This window comes from Pseudomonas sp. Q12-87 (assembly GCF_001269755.1).
GTDB classification, from domain to species: Bacteria; Pseudomonadota; Gammaproteobacteria; order Pseudomonadales; family Pseudomonadaceae; genus Aquipseudomonas; species Aquipseudomonas fluorescens_S.
On the sequence record NZ_LHVI01000001.1, the window covers coordinates 13,668 to 27,013 of the forward strand.

At 58.6% G+C, this 13,346-nt stretch carries 13 protein-coding genes; 8 read left to right on the forward strand and 5 right to left on the reverse strand.

The annotated features are described in order from the left end of the window. Nucleotides 1-94: 94 nt before the first annotated feature. Nucleotides 95-1,612 carry a PAS domain-containing sensor histidine kinase gene (locus AD663_RS00050; protein ID WP_053213052.1) on the forward strand — a complete coding sequence of 506 codons (1,518 nt, stop codon included), beginning with the start codon at nt 95-97 and terminating at the stop codon, nt 1,610-1,612. A gap of 167 nt (nt 1,613-1,779) precedes the next feature. Here AD663_RS00050 and AD663_RS00055 read toward each other — a convergent pair whose 3' ends face one another. From AD663_RS00055 to glyQ, 4 genes are all read right to left on the reverse strand, one after another. Beyond that, nucleotides 1,780-2,559, reverse strand: a complete 780-nt coding sequence (locus tag AD663_RS00055; protein WP_003177089.1) for a 1-acyl-sn-glycerol-3-phosphate acyltransferase — start codon at nt 2,557-2,559, stop codon at nt 1,780-1,782. 80 nt (nt 2,560-2,639) lie between these two features. Beyond that, entirely contained in the window at nt 2,640-3,179 is a 540-nt protein-coding gene (gene gmhB / locus AD663_RS00060) for a D-glycero-beta-D-manno-heptose 1,7-bisphosphate 7-phosphatase (RefSeq protein WP_172680569.1), read from the reverse strand. Nucleotides 3,180-3,183: 4 nt separating this feature from the next. Then, nucleotides 3,184-5,235, reverse strand: coding sequence for a glycine--tRNA ligase subunit beta (gene glyS / locus AD663_RS00065; RefSeq protein ID WP_003177091.1), 2,052 nt, complete (start codon nt 5,233-5,235; stop codon nt 3,184-3,186). Further along, nucleotides 5,232-6,185 carry a glycine--tRNA ligase subunit alpha gene (glyQ, locus tag AD663_RS00070; protein WP_003177094.1) on the reverse strand — a complete coding sequence of 318 codons (954 nt, stop codon included), beginning with the start codon at nt 6,183-6,185 and terminating at the stop codon, nt 5,232-5,234. Before glyQ ends, glyS begins: the two co-directional genes overlap by 4 nt. Nucleotides 6,186-6,266: 81 nt before the next feature. On the opposite strand from glyQ, the gene AD663_RS00075 reads away from it, so the two are divergent. The 7 genes from AD663_RS00075 to AD663_RS00105 all read left to right on the forward strand — a co-directional run bounded on the left by AD663_RS00075 (nt 6,267) and on the right by AD663_RS00105 (nt 12,352). Next, complete coding sequence (locus AD663_RS00075) at nt 6,267-6,824, forward strand: DNA-3-methyladenine glycosylase I (RefSeq protein WP_003177095.1); 558 nt, start codon at nt 6,267-6,269, stop codon at nt 6,822-6,824. 42 nt (nt 6,825-6,866) lie between these two features. Further along, nucleotides 6,867-7,754, forward strand: coding sequence for a lysophospholipid acyltransferase (locus AD663_RS00080; protein WP_003177096.1), 888 nt, complete (start codon nt 6,867-6,869; stop codon nt 7,752-7,754). Nucleotides 7,755-7,897: 143 nt separating this feature from the next. Beyond that, entirely contained in the window at nt 7,898-8,530 is a 633-nt protein-coding gene (locus AD663_RS00085; protein WP_256217147.1) for a histidine phosphatase family protein, read from the forward strand. Nucleotides 8,531-9,129: 599 nt separating this feature from the next. After that, complete coding sequence (locus AD663_RS00090) at nt 9,130-9,432, forward strand: helix-turn-helix transcriptional regulator (protein WP_053213053.1); 303 nt, start codon at nt 9,130-9,132, stop codon at nt 9,430-9,432. A gap of 64 nt (nt 9,433-9,496) precedes the next feature. After that, complete coding sequence (locus AD663_RS00095) at nt 9,497-10,471, forward strand: zinc-dependent alcohol dehydrogenase family protein (RefSeq protein WP_053213054.1); 975 nt, start codon at nt 9,497-9,499, stop codon at nt 10,469-10,471. Between the two features lie 31 nt (nt 10,472-10,502). Beyond that, the gene (locus AD663_RS00100; protein ID WP_053213055.1) at nt 10,503-10,832 is read left to right on the forward strand and encodes an antibiotic biosynthesis monooxygenase; all 330 of its coding nucleotides are present in this window, start codon (nt 10,503-10,505) and stop codon (nt 10,830-10,832) included. 356 nt (nt 10,833-11,188) lie between these two features. Continuing rightward, complete coding sequence (locus tag AD663_RS00105; RefSeq protein ID WP_003177101.1) at nt 11,189-12,352, forward strand: ATP-binding protein; 1,164 nt, start codon at nt 11,189-11,191, stop codon at nt 12,350-12,352. 62 nt (nt 12,353-12,414) lie between these two features. Here the strand turns inward: AD663_RS00105 and AD663_RS00110 are convergent, their stop codons facing one another. Further along, entirely contained in the window at nt 12,415-12,774 is a 360-nt protein-coding gene (locus tag AD663_RS00110) for a DUF6124 family protein (RefSeq protein ID WP_003177102.1), read from the reverse strand. Nucleotides 12,775-13,346: the final 572 nt, after the last annotated feature.

Sequence of the window (13,346 nt, forward strand, 5' to 3'; positions counted from 1 at the left end):
ATCGACTCCGCTATAGTCTTGGATTTTTCCGCCTGTTGGCCTGAGCCCTGCCCATGACAAACATTACCAGTCCTTGTGTCCGGTCCCGGTGCCCATGAGCAATCAGCGCCGCCAGGAAAGTCGTGAACCCACCCAGGTCCAGCGACTGTTTCGACAGTTGGTGCGCGAGTGGCTGTGGATAAGTTTGCTGCTGTTGCCGCTGACCGCCCTACTCTCGATGAGCAGCCAATCAACACGCAACGGGTCGAGTTCAATCGTACTATCGGTGTGCATGGTCGCGTGTGTATTGGGCTTGCTGCTGTTGCGCCCGCGCCTGGCGCTATGGACGACGGTAGGCGGCATGAGCTTGGCGCTATTGCTCAGTGCCGTACTGGCGGCTCGTGGTTGGTGGTGGTCACCGATGGCGAGCGTATTGGGCATGCTCTTTGGCTACCTGATCTGGAACTGGCGACGCCTGAGCGTGGTGCTGGCTTATTTCGGCTGGGAGCTGGCGCGCCTGGACGCCGAGCCGAAGGTGTTCCCGGAACGCCGCCGTGCGCCCTATACCGGCAGTGACCGTTTGCAGGGCCAGATCATGGCCCTGGAACAAGCCATGAGTCGAACCCGGGACACGCGCCGCTTCATTGCCGACGGCCTGGAATACCTGCCGGTGGCGACAATGATCAGCGATCCCCAGGGCAAGGTGCTGCTGGGTAACCGCAAGGCCCGGGATCTGTTTGGCCATGGCCTGGCGGGCGGCGATGTGTTGGAGCACCTCGCACAGTTGGGTTACCCAGGGCTGGAGCAAAGTGCGCGGCATCGTTTATCCACATTGCCCCTGGTGGAGTTTCGCGACGGTCACGAGCGCAGCCTGCGCCTGGAGCGAGCCGCGCTACTGCCAGTGGATGGCAGCGCGCCCATTGGCTGGTTGCTGAGCCTGACCGACCTGAGCGCCGAGCGTGAAGCCCAAGAGCAGCGAAGCCTTATGCTGCGTTTCCTGTCCCATGACCTGCGCGCCCCTCACTCAGCGATCCTCGCCCTGCTCGATGTGCAGCGGCACCAGAGCGGCGCAGACAACCCCATATTCGACCAGATAGAACGCCAGGTGCGTCGCGCCCTGGACCTGACCGATGGCTTCGTGCAATTGGCCAGGGCTGAATCCGAGACCTACCAGTTCCAACCAACGTTGTTCGCCATGCTGCTGTTGGACGTGGTCGACCAGGCATTACCCATTGCCCAGGCAAAACGCATCCAACTGATCCATGAAATGGACAATGAAGAAGCGACCATACAGGCGGACCAGTCCTTGCTGACCCGCGCGCTATTCAATCTGCTGGAAAACGCCATCAAGTACAGCGCGCCGGGCACGCATATTTATCTGAAGGTGCGATGCGCGGATGGATGGCTGACCTGCGATGTGATCGATCAGGGCAAAGGCATCGGTGCCCACGAACTACCGGATCTGTTCAGCCAGTACAGACGGTTTTCCTCAGCCCATGGTGTCGATGGCATTGGTTTGGGGCTGTCGATGGTCAAGGCTGTTGTGGAACATCATGACGGGCAAATCGAGTGCCGCAGCGTCGTAGGCGAAGGCACGACATTCAGCCTGCGCCTGGCGCTGCTGGATACCTGAAAAAAAATCGCCGCGTTGGCTGCCAACGCGGCGATTTTTTGCGCCTATAAAAACTTATGCACCCTTTTGGGTGTTTTATGTTTTTAAGAAATATGTATATAAATCAAGTGGTTAAAATGTAAAAACGGCAAAAATCGCAAGAACGGTACACAGGTTATCCACAGATCTCAGACAGCGATCTCATCTGTTGCGGCCACTGGCGCAGGGCCCGGTGGAAGTGAACCCATTTCCCGTTGTGTCTGCTCATTCCAAGCCTGTACGCGATCATTGAGCGCGGCGATGGCGCGAGGCCCGCTGCCTTCGGCATACATGGGTTCGCCAATCACCACGGTGATGACGCCTGGCTTCCTGACCCAGCCAGCCTTTGGCCAGAATTTACCGGCATTGTGTGCAATCGGCAGTACCGGCAGCTCAGCGTTCACCGCCAATGCGGAACCGCTGCGGGAGAACTTGCCAACAGTCCCGTAAGGAACGCGGGTGCCCTCGGGGAAGATCAGCACCCAAGTGTTGTCCTTGAGCAGCTCGTCACCCTTCTTCGCCACTTGCTTGAGAGCCAATTTGGGATTGTCACGATCGATGGCAATCGGCCGTAGCATCGCCATGGCCCAGCCAAAGAACGGCACGAACAACAGTTCACGCTTGAGGACTTGGCTCAACGGCTCGAAATAGGCCGAGAGGAAGAACGTCTCCCAGGTGCTCTGGTGGTTGGACTGGATCACGCAGGGGCGGTCCGGTACGTTCTCGGCGCCCTTCACTTCGTAGCTGATGCCCAGGAACACTTTGCTCAGCCACAGCGCGCAGCGGCACCAATAGACGTTGATGAAACGGTAGCGCGCCTTGAACGGCAAAAAAGGCGCGATAAAAAAACTCAAGGAACACCACAGCAAGGAACTGGTGCCCAACAGCAGGTAAAAGAGGAAGGTTCTGATGGCCTGCAATATCGACATAGCGGCGTTTACCGTTGCGGGCAATGCCCGCCTGTTAAAGCGCTTCCCGAACAATCCTTGATCAGGATGTCTTGGGAGCTCTAATTGTGGATAAGTTCAGCGGCAACCGCCGCCAGGTCGTCAAAAATCAAGGTGCCCACCGGTAGGGTCTTGCCCAGAGTCTTTTCGCCTTTGCCGGTCTTTACCAAAACTGGCTGACAATCGACGGCCTTGGCCGCCTCCAGGTCACCTGAACTGTCGCCGACAAACCACACGCCCGCCAGCCCCACGTCGTAATGGGCGGCAATGGCTTTCAACATGCCCGGCTTGGGCTTGCGGCAATCACAGCCTTCATCCGGTCCATGTGGACAATAGACGATCAACCCGACTTCCCCGCCCCGCTCGGCCACCAGTTCGCGCAAGCGCTCATGCATGGCCTCGAGCACGGCAAGGTCGTAGTAACCGCGGGCGATGCCCGACTGGTTGGTGGCGACCGCCACCGTCCAGCCGGCCTTGCTCAACTGCGCGATGGCTTCGATCGAACCGGGGAGCGGCAACCACTCCTCCACCGATTTGATGTAAGCGTCGGAGTCGTGATTGATCACCCCGTCCCGATCGAGAATCAGCAGTTTCAACAGCAGCTCCTCAACCCAGCATGGAAATATCAGCGATGTTGAGGAACAACCCGCGCAGACGCGTCAGCAGTGCGTAGCGGTTTCGACGCACGTTCTCGTCGTCCGCATTCACCATCACGGCCTCAAAGAACGCATCGACCGGCTCGCGCAGGGCCGCCAGGCGCGCCAGCGCTTCGGCGTACTCGCGTTTTTCCATGAGCGGTTGCACCGACGTACTTGCCTGTTGAATTGCCGAGTTGAGCGAGAACTCTGCCGCGTTATCGAAATAACGCGCTTCAGCGGTGTTGGTGGACGGCTCAGCCTTGCTGAGCAGGTTCGACACCCGCTTGTTCACCGCCGCCAATGCAGCCGCTTCCGGCAGTTTGCGGAACGCCTGCACCGCTTGTACGCGCTGGTCGAAGTCCAGGGCCGAGCCCGGCTTCAGGGCACGCACCGACAGGTAGGTCGCGACATCGACGCCTTCATCTTCATAACGCGCACGCAGGCGGTCGAAGATGAATTCCAGCACGGCATCGGCCAAGCCGGCAGCCTTGACCTTGCTGCCGAACGCGTTGACGGCAAACGCCACGGCGTCGTTCAGGTCCAGGTCCAGCTGCTTGTCGATCAGGATCCGCAACACACCCAGCGCCGCGCGACGCAAGGCATACGGGTCTTTGCTACCGGTAGGCAGCATGCCAATGCCGAAGATGCCGACCAGAGTATCGAGCTTGTCGGCAATCGCCACGGCCGCACCGGTCAGGGTGGTCGGCAGTTCAGCGCCGGCACCGCGCGGCATGTACTGTTCGTTCAGCGCCAGGGCCACGTCCTGCGGCTCGCCATCGTTGAGGGCGTAGTAGTAACCGGCGACGCCTTGCATCTCCGGGAACTCACCGACCATCTCGGTGGACAAGTCGCACTTGGACAGGATGCCGGCACGGGCCGCGCGCTGGGCATCGCCGCCGATGCGCGGGGCGATGAACGCCGCCAGTTTCGACACGCGCTCGGCCTTGTCGTAGACGCTGCCGAGTTTTTCCTGGAATACCACGTTCTGCAGGCGCTCGTTGAAGCTTTCCAGCGGCTGCTTCTTGTCTTGCTTGAAGAAGAACTCGGCATCGGTCAGGCGCGGGCGAACGACTTTCTCGTTACCGGCGATGATCTGCTGCGGGTCCTTGCTTTCGATGTTGGCGACTGTAATGAAGCGCGGCAGCAACTTGCCTTCGGCGTCCAGCAGGCAGAAGTACTTCTGGTTGTCCTGCATGGTGGTGATCAGCGCTTCCTGTGGCACTTCAAGGAAACGTTCCTCGAACGAGCACACCAGCGGCACCGGCCATTCCACCAGCGCGGTCACTTCGTCGAGCAGGCTTGGCGGCACGATCGCGGTGCCTTCCTGCAGGGTCGCCAGCTCTTCGGTGCGCTTGCTGATCAGCTCGCGGCGCTCGTTGGCATCGGCCAGCACGTAGGCGGCACGCAGGTCGGCCAGGTAGTTGGCCGGCGAGGTGATGCGCACGCTTTGCGGATGATGGAAACGGTGGCCGCGGGAATCGCGACCGGCCTTCTGGGCCAGGATCGTGCAGTCGATGACCTGGTCACCGAGCAGCATCACCAGCCATTGGGTCGGACGCACGAACTCTTCCTTGCGCGCGGCCCAGCGCATGCGCTTGGGAATCGGCAAGTCATTGAGGGAGTCTTCGACGATGGTCGGCAACAGGCTGGCGGTCGGCTTGCCTTTGATGCTTTGGCTGTAGCGCAGCTTCGGGCCGCTCTGGTCGATTTCGCTCAGGTCCACGCCGCACTTCTTGGCGAAGCCCAGGGCGGCCTGGGTCGGGTTGCCATCGGCATCGAACGCGGCCTGACGTGGCGGGCCATCAAGGTTGATGCTGCGGTCCGGCTGCTGGGTCGCCAGGGCGGTGATCAGCACGGCCAGGCGGCGCGGCGCGGCGTAAACTTGCTTGGCTTCGTAGCTCAGGCCAGCGGCTTGCAGGCCTTTGTCGATGCCAGCCAGGAACGCGTCGGCCAGGGTATTCAGGGCTTTGGGTGGCAGTTCTTCGGTGCCCAGTTCAACCAGGAAATCTTGCGCACTCATTGTGCAGCCTCCAGCTTAGCCAACACTTCATCACGCAGGTCCGGGGTCGCCATCGGGAAGCCCAGCTTGGCACGGGCCAGCAGGTAGGCTTGCGCAACGGAACGCGCCAAGGTGCGTACACGCAGGATGTATTGCTGGCGCGCGGTCACGGAAATCGCCCGGCGTGCGTCCAGCAGGTTGAAGGTATGGGAGGCCTTCAACACCATTTCGTAGCTTGGCAACGGCAGCGGCTGATCCAGTTCGATCAGGCGCTTGGCTTCGCTTTCATAGAAATCGAACAGCTCGAACAGCTTCTCGACGTTGGCGTGTTCGAAGTTGTAGGTCGACTGCTCCACTTCGTTCTGGTGGAACACGTCGCCGTAGGTCACTTTGCCGAACGGGCCGTCAGCCCACACCAGGTCGTAGACCGAATCCACGCCTTGCAGGTACATGGCCAGGCGTTCCAGACCGTAGGTAATCTCGCCGGTCACCGGGTAGCACTCGATGCCGCCCGCCTGCTGGAAGTAGGTGAACTGAGTCACTTCCATGCCGTTGAGCCAGACTTCCCAGCCCAGGCCCCAGGCGCCCAGTGTCGGCGATTCCCAGTTGTCTTCGACGAAACGAATGTCGTGCACCAGCGGGTCGAGGCCCACGTGCTTGAGGGAGCCCAGGTACAGTTCCTGGAAGTTTTCCGGGTTCGGCTTCAGTACCACCTGGAACTGGTAGTAATGCTGCAGGCGGTTCGGGTTTTCGCCGTAGCGGCCGTCAGTCGGGCGGCGGCTGGGCTGCACATAAGCGGCGTTCCAGGTTTCCGGGCCGATGGCACGCAGAAACGTGGCAGTGTGGAAAGTGCCGGCGCCTACTTCCATATCGTAGGGCTGAAGTACCACGCAACCTTGCTCGGCCCAGTATTGCTGGAGGGCGAGGATCAAGTCTTGGAAGGTACGCACGGCTGGCGTAGGCTGGCTCACGAAATTCACCTGTTTCTTGGGCTGCGATTTAAAGAGCGGGAGTATACCCGATTCGTTCGTGCGCACGCCCCCTGGAGCCTTATGCCACGCTGCTTTTGGTGTTCTGACGATCCTTTGTACATGGCTTATCACGATCAGGAGTGGGGCACGCCGCTGCGCGATGCGCAGGGTTTGTTCGAGTTGCTTTTGCTCGAAGGGTTCCAGGCCGGGCTGTCCTGGATCACCGTTTTGCGCAAACGCGAGCGCTACCGGCAGGTGCTGTACGGTTTTGACGTGCAGCGCGTGGCGCAAATGAGCGACGCCGAAATCGACGACCTGATGCTCGACCCCGGCATCATCCGCAACCGTCTCAAGCTCAAGGCCGCCCGCCGCAATGCCCAAGCCTGGCTGGCGCTGGAAGACCCGGTGGCGTTCCTCTGGTCGTTCGTCGGCGACAAACCCATCATCAACCACTTCAAGGACCGCACCGAAGTGCCGGCCATCACGCCCGAGGCGCTGGCGATGAGCAAAGGCTTGAAAAAGGCCGGGTTCACCTTCGTCGGGCCGACCATTTGCTACGCCTTGATGCAGGCCTCGGGCATGGTCATGGACCACACCCAAGACTGCGACCGCTACGCCGAGTTGGTAAACGCTGGTTAGAATAGCCGGCTCGTAACACGCCCAAGAATTCAGGAGTGACCTGTGGATAAGTTGAAAGGCGCCTTGCTGGTCGGCGCTCTGCGGTTGTTTGCGCTGCTGCCCTGGCGCGCGGTGCAAGCGGTGGGTTCGGCCATCGGCTGGCTCATGTGGAAGCTGCCCAACCGCTCCCGCGATGTGGTGCGGATCAACCTCGCCAAGTGCTTCCCCGAGATGGACCCGGCCGAGCGCGAGCGCCTGGTGGGCCAAAGCCTCAAGGACATCGGCAAATCCCTGACCGAAAGCGCCTGCGCCTGGATCTGGCCGGCCCAGCGCTCCATCGACCTGGTGCGCGAAGTCGAAGGCCTGGACGTATTAAAAGACGCGCTGGCGTCGGGCAAAGGCGTGGTCGGCATCACCAGCCACTTGGGCAACTGGGAAGTGCTCAACCACTTCTATTGCAGCCAGTGCAAACCGATCATTTTCTACCGCCCACCCAAGCTCAAGGCCGTGGACGAATTGCTGCGCAAACAACGCGTACAACTGGGCAACAAAGTCGCCGCGTCCACCAAGGAAGGCATCCTCAGCGTCATCAAGGAAGTGCGCAAGGGCGGCCAAGTGGGCATCCCCGCCGACCCGGAACCGGCCGAATCCGCCGGCATCTTCGTGCCCTTCTTCGCCACCCAAGCCCTGACCAGCAAGTTCGTGCCGAACATGCTCGCCGGCGGCAAAGCCGTCGGCGTCTTCCTCCACGCCCTGCGCCTGCCGGACGGCTCCGGCTACAAAGTTATCCTCGAAGCCGCCCCAGACGCCATGTACAGCACCGACACCGAAACCGCCTGCGCCGCCATGAGCCAAGTGGTCGAACGCTACGTGCGCGCCTACCCAAGCCAATACATGTGGAGCATGAAACGCTTCAAGAAACGTCCACCGGGCGAGGCGCGGTGGTACTAAAACCCAGCCCAACACCAAACCCCTGTGGGAGCGAGCTTGCTCGCGATAGCGCCCTACCAGACGACATATATCCAACAGAACGGACGCCTACGCGAGTTGCATTTTTATGGCGCTGTTATAGTTTCCAGCCCTGAGCGATGGAGATGGATCTCGTGAATCTATGTGTAGTCCGGCATGGGGAAACCAAGCTGAATGCTGAAAAGCGCTACGTCGGATCCATCGATCCCGGGCTAAATCAACGAGGCAGAGAGCAGGCCCTCGCCCTAGCCAAGCACTTGCCGTCCAACCTGGACGCGATGATCGTATCCCCTCTGCGTAGAGCCCAAGAAACCGCCGTCATCCTGAACCGCACATTGAACCTACCAAGCTCAACCCTGAATGCTTTTCGCGAACGCAGCGTGGGAGTTTTTGAAGGGCTGACCCAGGCTGATGCAAGCGAGCGTTACCCAGAGCTTTGGTCTCAAAACATCACGCGGTGCTGGGCGGTCGGGCCAACGGATGGAGAGGCGGTTCGCGACGTGGTCCAGCGTGTTCGAGAGGGGCTGCTCGAGCTGCAAAAGCGCTACCCGTCGAAACACGTTTTGTTGGTCGCCCACGGCTTCGTTGCAAAGACGATCCGGGCCTTGGCGAAAGCGGACTTTTCAGACTTCTATGATTGGCAGCTCGCCAACGGGCAGATGCTCCTACTGGAGAATGTCGATGTCGAGCTACGCGACGCTTTCGGTCAGAAGCGCCCGGAAGGGTGGGATCCTTCGGACTTGGTTTTGGAAAGGTAATGGAACTGGTGGTTGATGGCTGACGATCCCTGGCACCGCCCCCAAAACCGACAAAGGTCCCGTGGCGAGGGAGCTTGCTCCCGCTTGAGTGCGAAGCACTCACAAAAAAGCCCTCCGTGCCCCGAATGCCGGCCAACACACAACCCCCCGTACCGGGGAGATTCATCGAAACGTCGAACCGCCCCGCTGGGCTGCGCGGCAGCCCCAAACAGCCAACACGATCTGTCTGATATATCGGGACTAGCAGAGATTTTTCTTGATAGATGTCTGCTTTCGGGTCAATAGCTGCCTCTCATTTCGGCAGCAATGAGCAGGTGAGCCTTTGTTCGTTTCGGCGCTTTGCAAAGCTACCGAAAGCGCCGGAATGAATACAACGCAAAGCTGTTCCGTCATCTGTTGCTTGCCTCAATTGTGCGAGAAGGCCATGAAAAGGGGACACCCAGTTTTATCTGCAAATGAAAAGTGCTGGAAATATATCTGTTCCCTTACTCCAGTCCCCTTATTCCACCGCTAGGCTGCGCAGCAGCCTCAGAATACCAGCCTATGAGTTATCCCAATTCACGTATTGACATATCTGGAAATCTCGATATCATCGCCACATGGACCTACTCGAAATATTCAAAGCCCTCTCAAACCCGACACGTCTCCAAATCCTGAAAGGTTTGAAAGATCCGGCAAAAAACTTCCCCCCGCAGGATGAGGGTGACGTTGACACGGTCGGCGTCTGCGTCAGCAGTATCCAGGAAGGGATCGGCCTGTCGCAGTCAACGGTGTCCGGTTATCTGGCCACGTTGCAACGGGTGGGCCTGGTGGAAGTCAGGCGCATCGGCCAGTGGACCTACTACAAGCGCAATGAAGCAACCATCAGTGCTCTCGCCGAGATCATTGGGAAAGACTTGTAGCATTTTTTTATCGAGGTATATCGAGATATCTCGATATCCCTTTTTCTAGATGCGAGGATTTACTATGAAAGCGATGACGCTTAAATCATTCGGCGGTCCTGAATCGTTCGAGCTTAGCGACGTGCCCAAACCCGTGCCGCAAGCGGGACAAGTCTTGGTCCGGGTGCATGCCACCTCCATCAATCCGCTGGATTACCAGGTTCGACGCGGCGACTATCCCGACCTCGTGCCACTGCCGGCCATCACCGGCCACGACGTATCCGGCGTGGTCGAAGCCGTAGGGCCCGGTGTGACGACCTTCGCGCCTGGCGACGAAGTCTGGTACACCCCGCAAATATTTGAAGGGGCGGGCAGCTATGCCGAGTACCACGTCGCGGCCGAAAGCATTGTCGGGAAAAAGCCGCCCGAACTGAGCCATCTTGAAGCCGCAAGCCTGACCCTGGTGGGCGGGACGGTGTGGGAAGCTCTGGTGGTGCGCGCGGCGCTCAGGGTCGGCGAGAGCATTCTTGTCCACGGCGGCGCTGGAGGCGTCGGGCATGTCGCGATCCAAGTGGCGAAAGCCATGGGCGCCCGGGTGTTCACCACTGTGCGCGATGCGAACGCTGAGTTTGCCCGCAACTTGGGTGCCGACGTGATCATCGACTACGAGAAAGAAGATTATGTCGACGCCGTCCTTCGGGAAACCGCTGGCCACGGCGTGGATGTGGTGTTCGACACCATCGGCGGCAACACACTGTCACGCAGCCCCGATGTACTCGCCCAACTGGGCCGCGTCGTCTCGATCGTGGACATCGCCCAGCCACAAAACCTTGTCCAGGCCTGGGGCAAGAATGCGAGCTATCACTTCGTATTCACCCGACAAAACCGCGGCAAGCTTGATGAGCTGAGCGCATTGATAGCCCGCGGTCAACTGCGCCCACACGTCGGCGCCGTCTATTCGCTGGCCGACATCCCCCTGGCCCATGCCCGATTGGAAAGCCCCAACAACGGTCTTCGAGGAAAAATCGCGATTGCCGTCGAGCCATCGCTCATCCCGTAAACGTGGACTTTTAGCCAATCAGAGGTGCGTCATGGTGTATGAAATCGCTGTGCTCCCTGTTCACAAAGAACGCATTGAAACGTTCCGACGCGCATTTGCCGAAGTCGCTCCATTGCTCACACGGGCCAAGGGTTACGGCGGCCACCTGTTAGCGCAAGGGATCGAAACCCCCGAGCAGTTCAACCTGATCGTGCGGTGGCAATCACTGGAAGATCACACCCCGCGCTTCGAAGCGAGTGAAGACCATCGGTTGTTCATGATGAGGCTGGAGGAATATTTCTCGAAGGAACCGAAGGTTTTCCATGTTGAAGGTGCAACTTTCGAGACTGACGCGAGCGCCGTAGGAGCCTTGTGGCCTTAAAGCAAACGGCCCGTGGCGACCCCTTTTTCGTCCCTTTTTCGTCGTTTTTCTCGACTGTCGTCACCGGCAGAGAGCGGCTATTAGATACCATTCATGATCGGTAGAGTTCGGCCAAGAAACGCCGTTCCGCAGGTCGATATGTTCACAGCTTGGCTCTTTCTGTCTGATAGGCGTGTCCACGGCCCCGTGCCTCGAAAGTCCGGCCCCTGAGCGCCGCGGACCATAGGCACAGCACTCATAGAAAAGATCAGAAATAAATCCGCTTCTATTGAATGCTAGCAATGCATAGAAAAAACTAGGTATTTCAGCTAGCTTTAGCTATCTTTCTATAGATTTTGCTATTTCGTGAGGTCGACATGGATCCCTATCGTAATCCGTTTGCGCCCGGGGCGGGCAGCAGGCCCCCTGAACTGGCGGGGCGCGACCAGATTCTTGAGGCGGCAAGAATTGCCTGTGGACGAGCCGTCAATGGGCGAAGTGCTCGTTCCATCATGCTCCTTGGCTTAAGAGGCACGGGTAAGACGGTCCTGTTGAATGAGATAGGAAAAATTGCAAAGGAGGAAGGTCTTTTCGTCTCCAAAGTGGAGGCGCCAGAACGTGAAAGTCTTGCACGTCTTCTTTATCCTGAAATGCGAAAGGTCATGCGCGCGCTTTCCAGCGTTGAGGTCGCCAAGCAAATTGCTAATCGTGGGCTAAAAGGACTTCGCAGCTTTGCATCAATCTTCAAGATTGATATTGGCGGTATCGAGATTGGTGTTGAGCCTGAGCCTGGACTCGCGGATAGCGGAAATCTTCAATATGACCTTCCAGATCTTTTTACGGTAATAGGTGAAGCCGCGCAGGCCGCCGGTAAAGGCTGGATTCTTCTCATTGATGAAGTCCAATACCTCACCGAAGCAGATCTATCGGCACTGATTGTCTCCATCCATCGCATGTCGCAAGAAGGGCTTCCGGTGCTGCTGGTCGGTGCAGGTCTTCCACAAGTTGCTCGGCTGGCGGGTGAGGCGAAGTCATATGCCGAGCGGCTTTTTCTTTACCCGGAGGTGGGGGCGCTTGATCAACCGTCTGCGACTCAAGCCGTTCAAAAGCCGATCCTAGAGGAGGAAGCCTCTATCGACACCGCAGCTCTGGACAGCATTGTTGATCGGACGCAGGGCTATCCGTTCTTTCTTCAAGAGTGGGCATCCACGGCATGGAACAACGCCGAGGGGCCCGAAATTACTGTTGACGATGTCGAGCATTCTTACTCGGAGACATTGGCCTCTCTCGATGCGGGCTTCTTCAGGGTCCGTATCGATCGGCTTACACCTTCGGAGGTTCAGTTTGTAAAAGCCATGTCCACCCTTGGCGATGGCCCCTATGCCATCGCTGATGTTGCGAAGGTGATGGGGCGTCCTCAATCATCGCTTGGTCCGACTCGGGCCAACATCATTTCCAAGGGAATGATCTACAGCACAGATCACGGATATCTGAACTTTACAGTTCCTCTTTTCGCAGAATTCATGCGTCGCCAGGAATGAGGGCCTGCAATGTGTGGCGAGGGGGAAATATCTCCTCGCCACATAGCTTGATGGTGTTGCGGTTAACGTAGGTCGACGTTATCCAACACCCGATTCGCCAACAACGAACCTAGCTCAATCAATTGCTGAATCCCCAGCGCCACATGACGCCTCGATCCATCCAGTTCGAACGCGAGGTCACTCACCATCGCATCAGCCGAAGCCAGCGTCTCACTGAGATTAGCGAGCAAGCATTCGTTGTCGAGGCCTTTCACGACGGTGAATAGCTGGCCCGGTTTTGGTTCATCTTTAGATTTTTCAGATTTCGGCAGCAGGTAGTGATCGAGTACGCGTTTGGTGGTTTCGTCTTGCTGCTTGGCTTTGGATTTTGCGGATTGTGCGGAGGAATCTGCCTCTGGCGGATTCGGTGTAGGTTTGAACATGGGTATGTCTTCCCTCTAGTAGGGCCGCAACCATCTCGCTACTAAACGAAGGGGTGGCGGCTGTGCGCAGGTTAGTAGACCGGTGACACACCCAAACCGGCGCGCCCGAAGGCGCCAAGCGCACAGCCACCATCAAGTGCAGGCAAATGCCTTACTGATGAGGCTCGTGCAACCGGGATGTCGTCCGGGCTACTAAACCCGACCACTGATGGGCAGTGGCAGGAAGACAATAGAGCCCAGGGACAAGGCGCACAAGCGGGCGGATTCTGGCGTAGTTGTAGGCAAAGGCGCAAGGATGCGTGGGTTGGTGGAGGTGTGTAGCCAGGGTCTGTAGGAGTAGGGTTTGCCGGCGATGCGGGTGACTTGTTTTGGTCTGGAACCGAGTCGATTTCATCGCGAGCAGGTTCGCTCCCACAGAGAGATTGGGGGCAGGAGCTCCCTCGTCCTGAACGCAGCCACCGCGTTGTGCCATGTAGATCGCATTCAGCCTTTTGGGGGCTGCTGCGCAGCCCAGCGGGAGCAAGCTCCCTCGCCACGATGGATTTCATTGCCACAAGGAATTTCCCCACCAC